This window comes from Pandoraea cepalis (assembly GCF_902459625.1).
Lineage (GTDB): Bacteria > Pseudomonadota > Gammaproteobacteria > Burkholderiales > Burkholderiaceae > Pandoraea > Pandoraea cepalis.
The window spans coordinates 46412-64077 of the sequence record NZ_CABPRY010000009.1; the positions used below are offsets into that span (position 1 = coordinate 46412).

At 63.3% G+C, this 17666-nt stretch carries 15 protein-coding genes and 1 pseudogene; 10 read left to right on the top strand and 6 right to left on the bottom strand.

Features of this window, described 5'->3' with window-relative positions:
* Positions 1 to 120 precede the first annotated feature (120 nt).
* A complete protein-coding gene (gene msrP, locus PCE31107_RS17540) occupies positions 121 to 1119 on the top strand; it encodes a protein-methionine-sulfoxide reductase catalytic subunit MsrP (RefSeq protein ID WP_130027422.1) in 999 nt (332 codons plus the stop codon).
* Between the two features lie 27 nt (positions 1120 to 1146).
* Complete coding sequence (gene msrQ, locus PCE31107_RS17545) at positions 1147 to 1899, top strand: protein-methionine-sulfoxide reductase heme-binding subunit MsrQ (RefSeq protein ID WP_150610042.1); 753 nt, start codon at positions 1147 to 1149, stop codon at positions 1897 to 1899.
* Here msrQ and lysA read toward each other — a convergent pair.
* Together lysA and lptM are read right to left on the bottom strand one after the other, a co-directional pair.
* On the bottom strand, positions 1827 to 3095 hold the full coding sequence (gene lysA, locus PCE31107_RS17550) for a diaminopimelate decarboxylase (RefSeq protein WP_150610043.1): 1269 nt from the start codon (positions 3093 to 3095) through the stop codon (positions 1827 to 1829). The genes msrQ and lysA overlap by 73 nt on opposite strands.
* Positions 3096 to 3183: 88 nt before the next feature.
* Entirely contained in the window at positions 3184 to 3411 is a 228-nt protein-coding gene (lptM, locus tag PCE31107_RS17555) for an LPS translocon maturation chaperone LptM (RefSeq protein ID WP_085982717.1), read from the bottom strand.
* A gap of 57 nt (positions 3412 to 3468) precedes the next feature.
* Between lptM and cyaY the strand changes: the two genes are divergently transcribed.
* Complete coding sequence (gene cyaY, locus PCE31107_RS17560; protein WP_130027419.1) at positions 3469 to 3789, top strand: iron donor protein CyaY; 321 nt, start codon at positions 3469 to 3471, stop codon at positions 3787 to 3789.
* Between the two features lie 94 nt (positions 3790 to 3883).
* Here cyaY and PCE31107_RS17565 read toward each other — a convergent pair whose 3' ends face one another.
* The gene (locus PCE31107_RS17565; RefSeq protein ID WP_150610045.1) at positions 3884 to 6325 is read right to left on the bottom strand and encodes a penicillin-binding protein 1A; all 2442 of its coding nucleotides are present in this window, start codon (positions 6323 to 6325) and stop codon (positions 3884 to 3886) included.
* Between the two features lie 244 nt (positions 6326 to 6569).
* On the opposite strand from PCE31107_RS17565, the gene pilM reads away from it, so the two are divergent.
* The 6 genes and pseudogenes from pilM (at position 6570) to PCE31107_RS17595 (ending at position 13779) form a co-directional block, all read left to right on the top strand.
* Positions 6570 to 7619 carry a pilus assembly protein PilM gene (gene pilM, locus PCE31107_RS17570; protein ID WP_150610046.1) on the top strand — a complete coding sequence of 350 codons (1050 nt, stop codon included), beginning with the start codon at positions 6570 to 6572 and terminating at the stop codon, positions 7617 to 7619.
* A 2-nt stretch (positions 7620 to 7621) separates the two neighbouring features.
* Positions 7622 to 8281: a PilN domain-containing protein gene (locus tag PCE31107_RS17575; RefSeq protein ID WP_150610047.1), complete on the top strand. Its 660-nt coding sequence runs from the start codon at positions 7622 to 7624 to the stop codon at positions 8279 to 8281.
* Positions 8271 to 10880 carry a type IV pilus secretin PilQ gene (gene pilQ / locus PCE31107_RS17580; protein WP_174966711.1) on the top strand — a complete coding sequence of 870 codons (2610 nt, stop codon included), beginning with the start codon at positions 8271 to 8273 and terminating at the stop codon, positions 10878 to 10880. The genes PCE31107_RS17575 and pilQ overlap by 11 nt, the downstream gene beginning before the upstream one ends.
* Positions 10786 to 11304: pseudogene (locus PCE31107_RS17585) on the top strand (shikimate kinase); the annotation flags it as partial. The gene pilQ and the pseudogene PCE31107_RS17585, both read left to right, overlap by 95 nt.
* A 245-nt stretch (positions 11305 to 11549) precedes the next feature.
* A complete protein-coding gene (gene aroB, locus PCE31107_RS17590; RefSeq protein WP_017235766.1) occupies positions 11550 to 12626 on the top strand; it encodes a 3-dehydroquinate synthase in 1077 nt (358 codons plus the stop codon).
* Between the two features lie 16 nt (positions 12627 to 12642).
* Positions 12643 to 13779: a deoxyguanosinetriphosphate triphosphohydrolase gene (locus tag PCE31107_RS17595; protein WP_150610051.1), complete on the top strand. Its 1137-nt coding sequence runs from the start codon at positions 12643 to 12645 to the stop codon at positions 13777 to 13779.
* 144 nt (positions 13780 to 13923) lie between these two features.
* Here PCE31107_RS17595 and PCE31107_RS17600 read toward each other — a convergent pair whose 3' ends face one another.
* From PCE31107_RS17600 to PCE31107_RS17610, 3 genes are all read right to left on the bottom strand, one after another.
* Positions 13924 to 14301 (bottom strand): ElaB/YgaM/YqjD family protein, encoded by a 378-nt coding sequence (locus PCE31107_RS17600; RefSeq protein ID WP_174966712.1) that lies wholly within the window; start codon positions 14299 to 14301, stop codon positions 13924 to 13926.
* A gap of 317 nt (positions 14302 to 14618) precedes the next feature.
* The gene (locus PCE31107_RS17605) at positions 14619 to 15368 is read right to left on the bottom strand and encodes an OmpW/AlkL family protein (RefSeq protein WP_150610054.1); all 750 of its coding nucleotides are present in this window, start codon (positions 15366 to 15368) and stop codon (positions 14619 to 14621) included.
* 267 nt (positions 15369 to 15635) lie between these two features.
* The gene (locus PCE31107_RS17610) at positions 15636 to 16484 is read right to left on the bottom strand and encodes an OmpW/AlkL family protein (protein ID WP_150610055.1); all 849 of its coding nucleotides are present in this window, start codon (positions 16482 to 16484) and stop codon (positions 15636 to 15638) included.
* Positions 16485 to 16682: 198 nt separating this feature from the next.
* Between PCE31107_RS17610 and PCE31107_RS17615 the strand changes: the two genes are divergently transcribed.
* Positions 16683 to 17384, top strand: a complete 702-nt coding sequence (locus PCE31107_RS17615) for a transposase (RefSeq protein WP_150610057.1) — start codon at positions 16683 to 16685, stop codon at positions 17382 to 17384.
* Positions 17385 to 17666 lie beyond the last annotated feature (282 nt).

Sequence of the window (17666 nt, forward strand, 5' to 3'; positions counted from 1 at the left end):
CACCGGGAGGGAGGGAACGACGCCGTCCCGGTGCCAGTCTCAAAGTTGACATGGGCAGGTGAGTCCGCAAATTTACGGAATCGGCAACGGTGCCGGAAAGGCCAGGCACGAGGGGGCATCATGAGTCAAGATCAGTCGCGGCTGCGCGGGGCGGATATTCCGGCGAGCGACATTACGCCTCGCGAGGTTGTGACCGCGCGCCGGCGCTTTCTGCGCGCGTCGGGTGCCGGGTTGACGGGGTTGGGCGGCGCTGCCCTCGGCGTGCTGCCGCAGCGCTCGGCCTTCGCGGCTGACAGTCCTGGCGTCGGACTGGCGAAACTGACGGCAGCGCGCAACGCGCGTTACGTCATCACCGACAAGACGACCGATATCAACGACGTCACCACCTACAACAACTTCTACGAGTTCGGCACCGACAAGTCCGATCCGTCGCGCCGCGCCAGCACGCTCAAGCCGCACCCGTGGCAGGTCGCGATCGAGGGTGAGGTCCGGCAGCCGAAGGTCTTCGACATCGATGCGCTGCTCAAGCTCGCGCCGCTCGAGGAGCGTGTCTATCGCCACCGCTGCGTGGAGGGGTGGTCGATGGTGATCCCCTGGGTCGGCTACTCGCTGTCCGAACTCATCCGCCGAGTGCAGCCGACGGGCAACGCGAGGTATGTGGAATTTGTGACGCTTGCCGATCCGAAGCAGATGCCGGGGCTGTCGTATCCGGTGTTGAGTTGGCCGTATGTGGAGGGACTGCGGATGGACGAAGCGATGCATCCGCTGTCACTGCTGACTTTCGGATTGTATGGGGAGGTGCTGCCCAACCAGAATGGCGCGCCGGTGCGCATGGTGGTGCCATGGAAGTATGGGTTCAAGAGCGCCAAATCGATCGTCGCGATTCGTTTCGTCGAGAAAATGCCACTCACGAGCTGGAATCGCGCGGCGCCGGACGAGTATGGCTTCTACTCGAACGTGAATCCCACCGTCGATCATCCGCGCTGGAGTCAGGCGACCGAGCGTCGCATTGGCGAGGGCGGTATTTTCACGCCCAAGCGCAAGACGCTGATGTTCAATGGTTACGGCGATCAGGTGGCCAGCCTGTACCAGGGCATGGATCTGCGAAAATTCTTTTGAACGGACGCGCCGCGTCGATTTGCCGATATGTCGATAACGTCACGTAATCCGGGTGAGGATTCCGGCGTTGCCGCGCAGGCGCGGGAGGCCGGCCGTCACGCGCCTCGGCAGCAACGGTGGTTGTCGTGGGTGAAAGTCGCTGTGTTCGTGCTCGCGCTGTCGCCGTGGCTGCGACTTGTCGCGTATGGCATGACGGACCGCCTGGGGGCCAATCCGGTCGAGTTCATCACCCGATCGACAGGCACCTGGACGCTGGTCATGCTGTGCATCACGCTCGCGATCACGCCGATGCGCCGCCTGTCGGGGCTGCCGTGGCTATTGCGACTTCGCCGCATGCTTGGGTTGTTTGCGTGCTTCTACGGCACACTGCATTTCGCGACGTATGTGTGGCTGGATCAGTGGTTCGCTTGGGCGAGCATCGTGCGCGACGTGTCGGGCAAGCGCCCCTTCATTACCGTCGGATTTGCTGCGTTCGTGCTGATGGTGACGTTGGCGCTCACGTCGCCGCACGCGGTGGTCCGGCGCATGGGCGGGCGGCGCTGGCAGCGGTTGCATCGCCTGATCTATGCGATTGCCGTGCTGGCGATCCTGCACTACTGGTGGATGAAAGCGGGCAAGAACGATCTGGCCCAGCCGGCGGTCTACGCGATCGTGGTCGCGAGCCTGCTCGGCGCCCGTGTGCTGTGGGCGCTTCGCAGGCGGCGGGCTCAGGCGTGGTCGGGCAGCAGTCGTTCGCCCGCGAAGAGCGATTCGACCGTCTCACGTTCGCGAACGAGGTAGGCTTCGTTGCCGTCGACCATGACTTCAGCGGCGCGCGGGCGCGTATTGTAGTTGGAACTCATCGTGAAGCCGTAGGCGCCTGCCGAGCGAATGGCGAGTAGATCGCCGGGTGCAATCGCCAAGGCGCGGTCATGCCCCAGCCAGTCGCCGCTTTCGCACACGGGACCCACGACGTCGTAAATCACGCCGTCGACGGCACGTCGCTCGACCGGATCGATGCCGTGATAGGCCTCATACATCGCCGGACGCGCCAGATCGTTCATCGCCGCATCGACGATGGCGAAATTCTTCGTCTCACCGTGCTTGAGGAACTCCACGCGAGTAAGCAGGACACCGGCGTTGCCGACGAGCGAGCGGCCCGGCTCGAACAGCACTTGACGGTGCCCGTGGCCGCGCTTGGCGATGTGATCGAGCAGCGTGGTGGCGAACGCGGTGATGTCGGGTGGCGTTTCGTCCGTATAAGTGATGCCCAGGCCGCCGCCCACGTCGATGTGATGCAGCGAGATGCCCGCCGCTTCGAGCTTTTCGACCAGATCGAGCACCTTGTCGGTGGCGTCGAGATACGGCGAAATCTCCGTGATCTGCGAGCCGATATGGCAGTCGATGCCGACGACTTCGAGGTTCGGCATGGCGGCGGCGGCGCGATAGGCGTCGAAGGCTTCTTCGTAGGCCACACCGAACTTGTTGCCGCGCAGGCCGGTGGAAATGTACGGATGCGTCTTGGCGTCGACGTTCGGGTTCACGCGCAGCGAAACGCGAGCGCGCTTGCCCGCTTGCCCGGCCACGTCATTGAGTCTGTCCAGCTCGGGACGCGATTCGACGTTGAAGCAGAAAACGTTCTTTTCCAACGCGTAGCGCATTTCGTCGGCGTGCTTGCCGACACCCGAGAACACGGCGCGCTTCGGATCGCCGCCCGCCGCGATCACGCGAGCGAGTTCACCGGCGGACACGATATCGAAACCTGCACCGAGCTTGGCGAACACGCCTAGCACGGCGAGGTTCGAGTTCGCCTTGGCCGCGTAGTGCACGGCGGCGTTGCGGCCTTCGCAAGCCTTGGCATACGCCTGATAGGCGCTTGTCAGAGCCGCTTTCGAATAGACGTACAGCGGCGTGCCGAAACGCTCGGCGAGGGCCGGCAGTGCAACGCCCTCGGCATGGAGTACGTCGTTGCGGTAGGAAAAGATGGCGTCGGACATCGCGAAAACTCGGTAATCAACTAGGGCACGCCGCGGAGGCGGATGGCTTCCGGCCGGCTGAATTCGGCCTGTTCCGCATTGTCGTGGCTTATTCCGGCTTCGCCGCCGGAAGCGACGCGGCCGGCGGCACGTCCACCGACGGGCCTCGCTGTGGCTCGGGCACGAGCGGTGGCGGGGGCAGCGGGGCCCCCGGCGGCGGCGTCGGTTTCACCGGGCGGGCGGGAATGTACAACGGCCCGGCCTGACCGCAACCGGCCAATACGCTCAACAGGGCAATCGACGCTACAATCGCGCAGGTTCGAATAGGTGCAGTCATGGGGGTATCGCCGCGTGGTGCGGCATGCAAACGATGACGCAAACCGTGGAGTTTAGCATGACGGAAAGTGAATTCCTGGCGCTGGCCGAAGCTGTGTTGGCGCAGGTCGAGGCGACTGTCGAGGACAGCGACGTAGATATCGATTGCGAACGAACGGGCAACGTCCTGACGCTCGAATTCGAAGACGGCAGCAAGATCATCGTCAACCTGCAAACGCCGATGAGCGAAATCTGGGTGGCCGCGCGTTCGGGCGGCTACCACTACCGTCTCAAGGGCGACGAATGGCGCGATACGCGCGACGGCACCGAACTGTTTGAGGCCCTGTCGCGCTTCGCGTCACAACAGGCGGGCGAAACGGTAACGTTGCAGGCCGACTGACAGCGAAACCGCAGCGCGGCGGGCGCACCGAAATCGAGGCCGCCGTGCGGACCCGGCGGTCGGGGAGATTGCCGCGCCGCCGCCCATTCACCCTTCAGGGCTTGTTGTTGAACATGTCCAGGATGCGCTGACGCTCCTGACGGTCCACCGGCGCGGGACTCGGCTGGGCGGGCATATGACCGGGCAGCGGTCCCGCCGACGGCCCCAAACCCGCCGAGCCGTCCGGCACGGTATCGGCGCTCAGGCCGACGGTACTCACCGCGCGTCCGGGTGGATAGTCGTCGAAGTAGTAATCGCCATTCGCCTGAATGATCCCCGGTGGTACTGCACGTGTCGACTCCGGCACGCCACGCAAGGCTTTGGCCATGTAGTCGATCCAGATCGGCAGCGCCAGACCGCCCCCGGTTTCGCGGTCCCCCAGATTACGTGGCTGATCGAAGCCGATCCAGGCAACGCCAACCAACTGCGACTGAAAGCCGGCAAACCAGGCGTCGTGCGAGTCGTTTGTCGTTCCCGTCTTGCCTGCCAGATCACTGCGTTTGAGCACATTGGTCTTGGCGGCCGTGCCGCGCGTCGCAACGTCGTGCAACATCGAATCCATAATGAAAGCGTTGCGCGCCGAAATGGCCCGGATCGATTCGTCGCCCGCAGTGGACGGCTTTTCCTCCATGATCACGTTGCCCTTCGAATCGGTGATGCGCGCCACGATGAACGGATTCACGCGGAAGCCGCCATTGGCAAACACGGCGTAGGCGCTCGCCATTTGCAGTGGCGTGACCATCCCCGCGCCCAGCGCCATCGGCAGATAGGCCGGATGCTTGTCCGCCTCGAAGCCGAAGCGTCCAATGAATTTTTGCGCGTAGCCTGGGGTAATGCTCTGCAGGATACGAATCGACACGAGGTTGCGCGAGCGCATCAGCGCGACGCGCATCGGCATCGGCCCATCGAAGCCGCCTCCGTAGTTCTTCGGCTCCCACGGCTGCCCGCCTGTCTGCGCCGCCGAGAAGTACAACGGTGCGTCGTTGATGATCGTTGCCGGTGCGAAGCCCTTTTCGAGCGCCGCCGAGTAAATGAACGGCTTGAAACTGGAGCCCGGCTGACGCCAGGCTTGCGTGACGTGGTTGAACTTGTTTCGGCTGAAGTCGAAGCCGCCGACGAGCGAGCGAATCGCGCCGTTCTGCGGGTCGAGCGACACGAATGCCGCTTCGATGTCCGGCATCTGCACAATCCGCCAGTTGTGCTTCGCATCCTGCGTCACACGGATCACCGAGCCCGGGCGAATCTTCTGCTTCGGCTGGGCCTTCGCGCTCAATCCCGCTGCCGCGAAGCGCAGGCCCTCGCCGGTCACGGTCACGTCGTCACCGTTCAGGAGCACGGCTTTGACCTGCTGCGGCGATGACGAGAGCACGACGGCGGCGACCATATCGCCGCTGTCCGGATGCTCGACCAGCGTGTCGTCGATCAGTTGTTCGCGCTCGTCCTGGTCGTTTGGAAGGTCGATATTGGCTTCGGGTCCGCGATAGCCATGACGTAACTCGTAGGCCATGACGCCGGCGCGCAGCGCTTCGTAGGCAGCTTCCTGATCGGCCGAATTGATCGTTGTGTAGACGTTCAAGCCGCGCGTGTAGATCTCGTCCTTGAACTGCGCGTAGAGCAGCTGGCGAACCATTTCGGCCACGTACCCGGCATGAACGCTGAACTCGCTGCCCAGCCCGCGTACCACCAGTTCCTGCGCGATGGCCTGGTCGTACTCGGACTTCGAGACGTACCCAAGGTCGTACATTCGCTTGAGGATGTACTCCTGGCGGATGCGGGCGCGCTTGTAATTGACGATCGGGTTATAGGCCGAAGGGGCCTTGGGCAGGCCGGCGAGCATGGCGGCCTCGGCGAGCGTGATGTCCTTCAGATCCTTGCCGAAATAAACCCGCGCAGCGCTGGCGAACCCATAGGCGCGTTCGCCGAGATAGATCTGATTCATATACAGCTCGAGAATCTGATCCTTCGTGAGGCGCGACTCGATCTTGTAGGCGAGAAGCGCTTCGTAGATCTTGCGCGTGTAGGTCTTTTCGCTTGAGAGGAAGAAGTTGCGCGCGACTTGCATCGTGATCGTGCTGGCGCCTTGCGCGGATCCGCCACGCGCGAAGTTGGCGACGCCCGCGCGGAAGATGCCGATGAAGTCGACCCCGCCGTGCTGATAGAAGCGGTCGTCCTCGATGGCGAGGACGGCCTTCTTCATCACGTCGGGAATATCGGAGAAGCGCACCAGATTACGGCGCTCCTCACCGAACTCGCCGATCTGGATGTCGTCGGCGGTATAGATGCGCAGCGGAATCTTCGGCCGGTAGTCGACGATCGTGTCGAGCGACGGCAATTGCGGCGTCATCACCACCAGGATGTACCCCGCGAGCAGCGCGCCACAGACGACCACCGCGGCGAACAGGCCAGCGAACCACAGCGTAATGCGCAGCCAGAGAGAGCGGCGCGGCTTGGGTGGGCGCTTGTCGCGGGGTGTCTCGGTTTGGGGTGTGCTTGCCATGGGGGAACCGGAAAAATCAATGAACCGATTATAACGAACGACTCGACGCCTCTCGCCGCAGGCCCCCGAAATCGGAGTTCTGGCCTATGGGGTATAGGAGTGGGACGAGAAAGTACCGGCGCGGATTCCTAAACCGCGTCGCGTTTGCCCGGCGGCCGTGAGGATTCAGACTGGTCCGATTGGGCTGCTGCGTCGCGCTGGATAGCATCGATGACATCGACTGGGTGAGAAACGGGAGGATGTCATGATCGAAGCAGTTCTGCGCGGTGTGCGCCACATGGGCAGCCAAATGGCGGCGGCGTTGCCGCGTGCCGGGGGCGGCGGTTGCGGTATTCATTTCGACGCCGGCGGCATGCATTTCGTTCGCCTGACCCGGGTGGCCGGACCCGCGCAGTTGCGTCTGGACGCCTGCGGGACTGCCGTGCTCGAGGACGACATATTGCGCGGCGCATCGATCGTCAAACCGGAGGCCGCCGCGCGTCGGCTGGAGGAGCTGTTGGAGCGACTCGGCATCCATGCGCAGGATCTGCGCGACGACACCCTCGTACTGGCACTGCCCGCCCACGGACTGAAAACGCAGGTCGTCGAGTGTCCGGAGGATTTGCCACCGCGTGCGTTGCGAGCGTGGTGCGAGCGCCGTGCCGCCTTGCTGCTGCCCGGTGACGGCGATCCCGCCTTGCGCCATCGCGTGGGCGTGACGTGGGCCGACCCGGGCAACTATCGGCTGCGTTTGTACGCCTGTGAGGCGGAATTGGTCGATAGCCGCGTCGCGGTGCTCGAAATGTCGGGACTTCGGGTGCACGCGACCGATGCGGCGCACGAGGCCGGGCGGCGGGCTTTCCGGTGGGCATGGCCGGTCGGTGGAGAAGCCATCGCGCAGGCGTCGCCGCACGCACCGATGGGGTTGCTGCAAATCGACGCGCATCACCTCGATTTATCGGTCTTCGATGGACACACTTGCGTGGCTGACGTCAGAGAACGTTTCGACGGTATCGGTGGCCATCCGGACGCGTTGGCAAGCGTGGTGCGCGAGTTGTCGGGCAAGCTGCCCGTCGCCGTAGGCGTCATGCATATCGCGACGCAAGGCGCGAGTCCTGGGGAACTCGTGGCGATCTGCGACGCGCTCGGCGCGGCCTGCGGTATCCCTGTGCGGCCATTCGATCCGCTGAGACGATTCGAATCGTCGCGTCCGTCCGGGCCACGACGCCAGACTTTCGCGCAGCGGACTGCGCTTGCCGTGCCGTGCGGACTGGCGTTGCGTGCCATGTCGATGAGGGGCGTGACATGCGAATGAAGGTGCAATTTCCTCCACTCGATTTCCTCCCCACGCTCGCCCAGCGCCGGCAGCGCGAGTTTGGGCGGCAATGGCGCATATGGATGTGCGTGGCCGCGTGTGGTGGGCTCGCATCGCTCGCGCCGATGGCTCGCGACATCTCCCTGCGCCAGCAAACGCAGGCGCAAACGACGGCGCTACGTGCGGCAAGCGAGAAACTCGGCGGGCAGATCACTGCGTTCGAGACGGCCGGGCGCGCGTTGGCGGCCATGGATGCCCATCGCCGGGCGGCTGCGGCGTTGATCGAGCGTCGGCAGCCCGTCGCAAACCGATTGCTGGACATCATGCGCGCGTGCGCCGACGGCGTGCGATTGACATCCGTAAAAATCGGCGAGGATCAAGCGCGCGTCGAAGGCTATGCAACGACGCAATCACGAGTGCGCGAAACGCAGAAGCGATTGAGAACGCTGCCATGGGTGCGCAAAGTCGCGGAAGTCGAATCGAGCGTGGTCCCGGAGACCGTCAGGCGTCAGTGGGCCGGCGCAGCGACTCAGGCTTCCGTGCCGACCCTTCGCCGCTTCACATTGCGTATCGAACTCAAGCGCGCACCGAGGCCCGTTGCGCTTTCGGTCAACGCGGAGGTCGATGGGCTGCCGAGTGAGGAGGTGCCCGATGTACGGTGAACGCCCTCCGCCGGATGATGTCCGCGACATTTTTCGTGATGTAACAGACCGCTGGCGTGCGCGATGGACGGCGTGGACGTCGGTCTCGCCGGCCGAGTGGGCGCCGTCGGTGCGCTGGGGGCTGGCCATCATTGCCTGGCTGGTGGGGCTGCTGATGGCGTGGTCGGTCTGGTGGCTGGTCGGCCTGCCCGTAAGGGCAACCTTGCTGAGGGATCTTGACGCCGAGCAGCAGAGGTGGGATCGGGCGAACGACGCCGCGCGTCGCTTACCTGCGTTGATGGCAACGCTGCGTGACGCCGAGGCCGAGACGATGGCGTGGCATCGCCGGCTTCCGCTCGCTGCACAGATCGTGGGGGACGCGGTAGCTGAGACGAGCGAAGGCGCGGGCGCGTCGGCACAGCACCCGGCGGCATCCTCGCTACCGGACCTCGCTGACGACACGCGCTCGGCGTGGCGTGCCGATCTCGAGCGCCTTGCTGCACGTTCGGGCCTGACGCTGGAGGCAGCGCGGCCGGGGCCCGCCGCGTTGAGCGGAGACCTCGAAATCGAGCGTGCCGAAATGCGTGTCGGGGGGCGCGTCGCGAATCTGCTCGATTGGCTCGCCGAGGTCGACCGGATGCCTCGGCATCTATCGATCGAGCACCTGTCGCTTCAGGGCCCAGCGTTGGGAACTTCCGGTGCGACGGCAGTGGCGGAGGCCGAGGCGGGGGGCACGGTCATGGTGGCCGCCTACGCGTGGCGACGTCCCGCAGACCTCCCCGGTATGCCCGCTGGGCGGTCCTTGCCGGCGTTACCGCCGCCGGCCCCTCCTTGGCAGATGCCGGCGGACACGATCGACGTGTTTCGTACGCCACTGACGCGCCGCTCAGGACAGGACGCCGTGACGATGGCGGCCTCCGGCCCGCAGTCGCCGGTCGACGACGGCACGCCTGTCGGGTCGATGCGTGCGGGATCGCGTCGGGTCGTGCTTCACCGGACGTCGGCTGCCGGATTGGCGGCGACCTGGAGCGAAGGTCCGCCGCGACAGGGGCCGGCGGCGGAAGACTCCGACACGTTGAGCGTCGACGTAACGCTTCATGGCGTGGAGGCCGCCGATGCGCTACGGGCGTTCGCCCGTCTGACCGGGCGCAGCGTGGTGATTGGCGAGCGCGTCGTCGGGCGTCTCGACATGGAAGTGCAGCGCGTCTCGGCGGCCGTGGCGTTTGACGTCATGGTCCGGAGTGCTGGTCTCGGCGTTCAATCGTTGAGCGGCGTCGACTGGATTGCCCCGCGTGCCGATCTGCTGGCGGACGAGCAGACGCAACTCGAAGCGGCCGCCAAGCGCGAGGCGTTGCTGCCGCTGGCCAGCCGTCGCTTCACGCTGAACTACCCGCGTGCGTTGGCGCTGCGGGAGATCATCATGGGCGAGAAGGACCGCAAGGGGCAACGATTGTTGTCCGTGCGAGGCAGCCTGATTGCCGATCCGCGCACGAACCAATTGTTCGTGACCGATTTGCCGGAAAAGCTCGATGCGCTGGCTAAATTCATCGCACGAATCGACGTTCCGGTCCGTCAGGTGCTGATCGAGGCTCGCATTGTCGAGGCCGACGACCGCTTCAGCGAGTCGCTCGGTGTCAGGCTCACGGGACACCACGGTCGCGGCGAAGGCCAGCAAAAGCCCGGCGAGCGGCAGGCCGCGGAGGGTTCGCGGGGTGTCGGGGGCACGAATAACGGAGGTGGAACGCCATCGGGTAGTGTGCTCGACATTGGCTTGCCTGCGGCGGCGCTGGCCGGCGTGGTGCCGCCGAGCTTGGCGATCACGCTTTTTGGCCGCTCCGCCACGCGCTTCCTGCAACTGGAACTCTCGGCATTGGAGACAAGTGGGCGCGGTCGCGTCGTCTCCCGGCCTCGCGTGGTCACGGCAGACAAGGTTCAGGCACTCATTGAACAGGGCACGGAGCTGCCTTACCAGACGCAAAGTGGCCGCCGCAATGCAACGTCGATCCAATTCCGAAAGGCGACGTTGAGGCTCGAAGTGACACCGCTCATTACCCCGGACGGTCAGGTGATTCTGGATGTCGACGTGCGCAAGGACAGTGTCGGGCAGGCGGTGGCACAGGGATTCGCCGTGGATACCCGACATGTCAAGACGCAGGTGCAGGTCGAGGACGGAGGGACGGTGGCCATCGGCGGGATCTACCAGGAAGAACGGCGCGACAGTCGAGCCGGCGTGCCGTGGTTGAGCGATGTGCCGTTGCTGGGCGCGCTGTTTCGCAACCGCGCCAACGAAGACCGCCGTACGGAGCTGCTGGTGTTTCTGACGCCCAGTGTGGTGCCCGAGGGCCGGAAGGGCGGCGAGGCCGAGGATAAGGGGGCCTCCTCAGGCGCCTCGCCCGAGCCCTCGAAAAACGACCTGCCGTCCGGTCATCCCCGGCTCACCGGAGTGCGCTCCGAGTTGACGCGTTCCGCACGCCCGACGCATATCCCGGTATCATCGGGGGCTGGAACCCAAATATCAGCGATTTATGCTGGAAAACGTAATACTTGTCGGACTGATGGGGGCGGGCAAGACCACGGTTGGGCGCGCAGTGGCGCGACGTCTTGGGCGACAGTTCTATGACTCCGACCATGAGATTGAAGCGCGCACGGGTGTGCGCATTCCGATCATCTTCGAGCACGAAGGCGAGGACGGCTTCCGTCAGCGCGAAGCCCAGACCATCGACGAACTCACCCAACGCAGCGGAATCGTACTCGCCACCGGCGGGGGCGCTGTGCTGCGCGCGGAAAATCGCGAACACATCAAGTCGCGCGGCACGGTGGTCTATTTGCGCGCCAACCCGCATGACCTCTGGCTGCGCACACGTCGTGACAAGAACCGCCCGTTGCTGCAAACGGCCGATCCACGCGCGCGTCTCGAGCAGCTGTTCAAAGAGCGCGACGCGCTATATCGCGAGTGCGCTACCTTCGTCATCGAAACGGGGCGGCCGAGCGTGAATGCGCTCGTCAACATGGTGTTGATGCAACTGGAGGTCGCGGGAATCGTTCCCAGCAGCGCCGGTCTGCCATCCGATTCGCCTGACGATCGGCATGACAGCGTGCATGACAGCGTGCATGGCGACGAGCCGGACGGTGCGCACGGTGACGGTGAAGCCCCTCGGCCGGCCGGGGGCGACGCGAAGCTGGCGCATACCGACCGCGATGACGCATCGCAGACAACGTCCGTATCGCCTGCGCCCGACACCTTTCCTCGCTGATAGCGCCGATATCGCTGACCATGACAACAAGCGGCATGAAGACCCTCAAACTCGATCTGGGCGAGCGCGCCTATCCGATTCACATCGGCACCGATCTGCTCACGCAGGAGGCCTTGTTCGCGCCGCACGTGCGCGGCACGCACGCCGTGATCGTGACGAACACGACCGTCGCCCCGCTTTACGCCGAGCGCGTCGCGGCAACGCTCCAACGGCTCGGAAAGCGTGTGGTCACCGCTGTGCTGCCCGACGGCGAGGCGCACAAGAACTGGCAAACGCTCAACCTGATTTTCGACGAACTGCTTGGCGCTCAGGCGGACCGCAAGGCGACATTGATCGCACTGGGCGGCGGCGTCGTCGGCGACATGACCGGGTTTGCCGCGGCCTGCTACATGCGCGGTGTCCCGTTCGTGCAGGTGCCAACCACACTGCTTGCGCAAGTGGATTCGTCGGTCGGCGGCAAAACGGGGATCAACCACCCACTCGGCAAGAATATGATCGGAGCGTTCTGGCAGCCGAGCGCCGTGCTGGCCGACATCGGCACCTTGTCCACGTTGCCGGATCGCGAGCTGGCCGCCGGTCTGGCGGAAGTGATCAAACATGGCGCGATCGCCGATGAACAGTACTTCGACTGGATCGAAGCGAATATCGAAGCGTTGAATGCCCGCGATACGGCGGCACTTACCTACGCCGTGCAGCGCTCGTGCGAGATCAAGGCGCAGGTCGTCGCCAGCGACGAACGCGAACAAGGCCTGCGTGCCACGCTGAATTTCGGTCATACGTTTGGCCATGCCATTGAAGCGGGACTCGGGTATGGCGAATGGCTGCATGGCGAGGCGGTCGGGTGCGGCATGGTCATGGCGTCCGATCTGTCGGCGCGTCTGGGCTTTATCGACGCGGCGTTTGTCCCGCGAATCAAGGCGCTGATCGTGGCGGCCAAGCTGCCGGTCACGGGGCCGGATCTGGGAGAGGATCGCTACATCGATCTGATGCGCGTCGACAAGAAGGCGGAAGGCGGGGACATCCGCTTCGTACTACTCAATCGGCTGGGGCAGGCGTTCATGACGGGCGTTCCCGAGGCCGAGCTTCGCGCGACATTGCGCGCCAACATCTAGGAAAGGAGGGCTGGCGATGATTGATTACGAAGCGTCGCTTGCCTCCTACGCGGCGCGCTCGAGCGCGTCACGCGGACGGCGGTTTGCGGAACCTGCGCCTACGACGCGGACCGAATTTCAACGCGACCGCGACCGCATCATTCATTCGACGGCGTTCCGCCGGCTCGAATACAAGACGCAAGTGTTCGTGAATCACGAGGGCGACCTGTTCCGCACGCGCCTGACACACAGTCTGGAAGTGGCGCAGATCGGCCGGTCGATCGCGCGAAATCTGCGCGTCAGCGAGGATCTCGTCGAGGCGATCGCACTGGCGCACGACCTCGGTCACACGCCCTTCGGTCACGCCGGGCAGGACGCACTCAACGCCTGCATGCAAGACTACGGCGGCTTCGAGCACAATCTGCAGAGCCTTGTCGTTGTCGACGAACTCGAAGAGCATTACGGCGGCTTCGACGGGTTGAACCTTTGTTTCGAGACGCGCGAGGGCATTCTCAAGCACTGTTCGCGCGCGAATGCGAGAGGGCTGGGTGAGCTTGGCGAGCGATTTCTGAAGGGGCGGCAGCCTGGGATGGAAGCGCAGATCGCCAATCTTGCGGACGAGATCGCTTACAACAATCACGATATCGACGATGGTTTGCGCTCCGGCTTGTTGTCGCTCGATCAACTCGACGACGTGCCGCTCTGGAAACGCTATTGCGCCGAGGCGCGGCTTGCATGGCCGGAAATTTCCGGCCGGCGGCTGGTGCACGAAACGACGCGGCGGATTATCAATGCGCTGATCGTCGACCTGATCACGACCACGCGTCAACGCGTGGCCGACGCTTCGCCGTTCTCCATTGACGATGTGCGTGGCGCGGGACCGTTGGTGGCCTTTAGCGGCGAGATGCGCGAGCAGGCCGGGCGACTCAAGCGGTTTCTGTTCGAGAATCTATACCGGCACTATCTGGTGATGCGCATGGCGGCGAAAGCGCAGCGCATCGTTCAGGAGTTGTTCAACGCGTTTCTTGCCGATCCCCGCTTGCTGCCACCCAACTACCGCACCGAGCACGCCGCGGATCAGCCACGCTGGATCGCGCACTACATTGCCGGGATGACGGATCGCTACGCAATCAAGGAATACAGCCGTCTCTTTACCATCGAGCCGACGCTCTGACGCTTGCCTTGGGAGACGATGCGAAACAGCCGGCTTTCGCCGGCTGTTTCGCTATTGCCACCTCGCGTGTGACGATGAGGGCCGGTGTCCCGACGCGTCACGTCACATGTCTGCAGGTGCACAACGGCACCGCCGGCAAGTGAGTTAGCTGCGTCCGGCAATGAATCCGAGCACGAGCGCCACAGCCGCTACCGTGCCAACGGTCTGCCATGGGCGCTCGTGGACATAACCGTCGGCTTCTTCCCAGACCTCGTTGGCGCGACGGCGCAGGTTGGCGCGGGCATCGCCAAACTCGCTGCGCGCTTCACGAAGCTTGTCGCCGATCTCGGCGCGCAGAGCCTCAACATCCGATGCCGACTTCGCGTTGGACAGCGCGTGGTCCAGATCGTCGAGTAGATCGCGCACGCGTGACGAGACGTCCTGACTCGCCAGACGTGCTGCGCGTACGGTACGTCGGCCGGCAAAGCGCGCATCGTCGAGGCTGCTGTTGAGTACCGTTTCCGCTTTCGAGGCAATTCCCATTTTCAGACTCCCAAGAGGTGGTATTGAAATGCGGCGTCCGTCAGAGTCGGAGAACGACGACGCCGGTGGAACCCTGAGGCGAACGGCCATTATGGCGCGACCGTTCGCGTGCGTACACCTTCAGAGACTTGCGGGAAACGAAGAAAGTTGCGTCGCGTTGGCTGAAGATCGTGTAAGACGGGGCTGACATCGAGGCCGGAAATGCGAAAACGCCGCACGGGGCGGCGTTTTCTGAACAGCTTGAATCGATTTCGTTGCGCCGAGACAGACCGAATGCAAGCGCCGGCGCGAGCCGGAACGCTGGCTTGGCGCGGAACTTAGAAGCGGTAACCGAGCGACAGGAACGTGACCACCGGGTTCAGCTTGACCTTGGCTTCGCTGGTCGTAGTGATCGGACCGCGGGTGGTCGTCAGCTTGGCCGTGGTGCTGACCGGGATGTACGACACGGAGAATGCGAGCGTCCAGTGCTTGTCCATGTTGTAGTTGATACCCGCATTGAACACCGGCGCCCACGAATTGGTCAGCTTGGCCGTTGTGTTGCCGCCTGGGCCGCCCGTCAATGCATTGCTGGCCAGCGATTGGAAGCCCGGTGTCAGTTCAATGTTCGTGTACCAGAAGTAGCTGACGCCGAGGCCGACGAAGGGACGCCATGTGTCGTTTGCTTGTCCGAAGTAATACTTCAGCAACAAGGCAGGGCTCCACTGCTTGGCCGATGCCAGCGAACCGCCACCTGGCAGCGCGAGGTTGCCCTGTCCGTAGAGGCGGAACTTCGGCGCGAAGCCGGTGACGGCTTCCACGGCGATGTTGTCGGTAAAGAAGTGGGCAAACGTGAGGCCCGCGGTGTCGGCGTCGTCGACTTGAGCACCCGTATTGCCCAGTCGGCTGTTCACTGCTGCGGCCAGACCCGGAACGTTCGATCCGGTCACGTGCAGCGGATCGCTGGAAACCTGGGGCGAGAGGTGGAACCAGCCAAGGTTGACAACGTTATCGCCGGCTTGCTGTGCAAACGCGGCCCCGGACACCGTGAGCGTGGCCACGGCAGCCATCGTCAAATGCTTCAACTTCATCGATTCGTCTCCTGCTCAAGATTCTTTATTGTCGAGAATTTCGGTAAATGAAATTCAGGGCCATTATGCCGACGGGGCATAGCAGCGGAAAGCAAGAGTCTGGAGTGCGCGCTCTAAAGGTGTTGTTTCCATGCATCGACTCATGGAATGCCCCTAGAAAAATGCGCTGGACGGGCGAAAAGCGTGCCCTGACGCCCAGGGCACGCCTTTAGGATTTCACTGCGGAGTCCGATATGTCGAACGCATTATGCGTCCCGCACGCTGAGTCTAGAACTTGTAGCCGAGCGAGACGAAGGTGACAATCGGGTTCAGTTTGATCTCGGCGTCGGAGGAGGAGAGGACCGTTCCGTCCTGTGCCTTGATCTTGATGTTCGCGGTGGTCTTGAGGGGAACGTAAGAAACTGAGGCGCTGGCGACCCAGTGTTTGTCGAAGGCATAGGACACGCCGGCATTGAAAACGGGTTGCCACGACGCCGACGATTTCGCTTCGACGGTGGTCGGCCCGTTATGCCCGGAAGTGAACGCGAGCACGCTGCCGAAATTCTGATTCAACGCCGCTTCGAAATTCGGATTGAGATTGACGTTCGTGAAGAACGTATAACTCACGCCGACCCCCAGAAACGGGCGCCAGGTGGAATTCGCCTGGCCGAAGTAATACTGGAACACAAGCGCCGGACTCCATTGACGAACGCTCTGCACAATCGGATTGTTTTGTGGCGCGCCAAGGTCGATACTCGTGAGCGCGCCGGCGAGTCCCGGGGGAGCGATCACGCCTTGTCCGGTAAGCTTGAACTTGGCGGGAATGCCGGCAACCGTCTGCACGGCAATGTTGTCGGTGACAAAGTGGGTGATGACGAGGCCGAGCGTGTCGGCGTTACTGACCTTCGCGCCGCTGCCGGGGGACGTGAAGCTCGACGGCACCAGGCTGGGGGTCAGCCCTTCCTGGGTGACGCGAGTGGTCATCGGCTTGCTGGAGTCTTGCGGCGCGATGTGAAACCATCCGAGATTGACGACGTTGTCGCCGGCTTGTTGTGCAATGGCGCGGGTAGGCGCCAGGGAAACGAAGAGTCCGAGCGCGCACAAGCACGCCACGGACCGATAGGCCCGAGTTGTCATTTGTCTATCCTCCCAAGATTATTTATTTATTTTTCGATGCATTATGCGCTTGGGATTTCACGGCGCAATCGCCGTATCTAGAGCTTTTGTACGAATCAACGGGGTTTGGCTAGATATCAGTATTTAAAGGGGTTTTTTATGATGAAAGTCCCTCGACGATCGTGATATCGAGCTTTAAAGAATTACATTTGAATCCGCATGGCCCGATTACCGCGACTTTTCATTCCACGCCAACCGCAGCATGTGATTCTGCGCGGCAATAACCGGCAGGCGATCTTCGTCGACGACGAGGACCGGCGTGTATTTCACGACCGGTTGCGCGACGCCGCGCGCGCCAACGGACTGGCGATTCACGCCTGGTGCATGATGCCGAACCACGTGCATCTGGTTGCCACGCCCGCCGACGAGCGCAGCCTTCCGGCCACGCTTCAGGCCGTTGGTCGCTACTACGTGTTGTACTTCAACCGGCGTCACCAGCGCACCGGCACGCTTTGGGAGGGCCGGTATCGCGCCACGGTCATCGAAGCGGAACACTATCTGCTGCTTGCCAGCCGGTACGTCGAGCTCAACCCGGTGCGCGCGGGGCTGGCAGATGCCCCCGGGAATTACCGATGGTCGAGTTACCTCCATCACGTCGGCCTCACGGTCGATAGTCTGGTAACGGACCACGCGCTGTATTGGGCGCTCGGCAATACGCCGTTCGAACGTCAACGTGCCTACGCCGAGGGGTTCTCGATCCCGCTGCCGGCACGTGAGATTGACGCATTGCGTACGGCAACGCAGAAAGGATGGCTGCTCGGCGGGCCCGATTATCAGGCTCGCATGTCACTTGCCGCCAACCGGCGCGTGAGTCCTCTCACGCGCGGTCGTCCACGCAAAGCGATCTCGGACGCCCTCTGACGCTTGCTGGCCGCAGGCCCGTCCCGGTCTGCTTCGCTTTCTCTAGCTATTTGAAATCACAGAATTTTTTCGTGGGCACAGGTCGGGCGAAATTAATCTGACCCTAATAAAAAGCAATCTTCGGTCGGCGCGGTTTTTAATGCGAATCTGACCCTATTAAAATGTTTTGTCTTTGTGAATTCCTTGGCGTATATTCCAACTTCGGCCGATTGGTGCGATGCGCAAAAGCGTGCGCGCTGAGTTGGCTCCCTGTGGCGACGCCCAAGAACGACCTTCGACGCG

What these genes read in the sequence shown, in the direction of transcription:
- msrQ (WP_150610042.1), top strand. Translation starts at nt 1,147, where the DNA reads ATGTCGATAACGTCACGTAATCCGGGTGAGGATTCCGGCGTTGCCGCG.
- pilQ (WP_174966711.1), top strand. Translation starts at nt 8,271, where the DNA reads ATGTACGGTGAACGCCCTCCGCCGGATGATGTCCGCGACATTTTTCGT.
- PCE31107_RS17610 (WP_150610055.1), bottom strand. Translation starts at nt 16,484, where the DNA reads ATGACAACTCGGGCCTATCGGTCCGTGGCGTGCTTGTGCGCGCTCGGA.
- lysA (WP_150610043.1), bottom strand. Translation starts at nt 3,095, where the DNA reads ATGTCCGACGCCATCTTTTCCTACCGCAACGACGTACTCCATGCCGAG.
- PCE31107_RS17600 (WP_174966712.1), bottom strand. Translation starts at nt 14,301, where the DNA reads ATGGGAATTGCCTCGAAAGCGGAAACGGTACTCAACAGCAGCCTCGAC.
- aroB (WP_017235766.1), top strand. Translation starts at nt 11,550, where the DNA reads ATGAAGACCCTCAAACTCGATCTGGGCGAGCGCGCCTATCCGATTCAC.
- PCE31107_RS17595 (WP_150610051.1), top strand. Translation starts at nt 12,643, where the DNA reads ATGATTGATTACGAAGCGTCGCTTGCCTCCTACGCGGCGCGCTCGAGC.
- cyaY (WP_130027419.1), top strand. Translation starts at nt 3,469, where the DNA reads ATGACGGAAAGTGAATTCCTGGCGCTGGCCGAAGCTGTGTTGGCGCAG.
- PCE31107_RS17605 (WP_150610054.1), bottom strand. Translation starts at nt 15,368, where the DNA reads ATGAAGTTGAAGCATTTGACGATGGCTGCCGTGGCCACGCTCACGGTG.
- pilM (WP_150610046.1), top strand. Translation starts at nt 6,570, where the DNA reads ATGATCGAAGCAGTTCTGCGCGGTGTGCGCCACATGGGCAGCCAAATG.
- lptM (WP_085982717.1), bottom strand. Translation starts at nt 3,411, where the DNA reads ATGACTGCACCTATTCGAACCTGCGCGATTGTAGCGTCGATTGCCCTG.
- PCE31107_RS17565 (WP_150610045.1), bottom strand. Translation starts at nt 6,325, where the DNA reads ATGGCAAGCACACCCCAAACCGAGACACCCCGCGACAAGCGCCCACCC.
- PCE31107_RS17615 (WP_150610057.1), top strand. Translation starts at nt 16,683, where the DNA reads ATGGCCCGATTACCGCGACTTTTCATTCCACGCCAACCGCAGCATGTG.
- msrP (WP_130027422.1), top strand. Translation starts at nt 121, where the DNA reads ATGAGTCAAGATCAGTCGCGGCTGCGCGGGGCGGATATTCCGGCGAGC.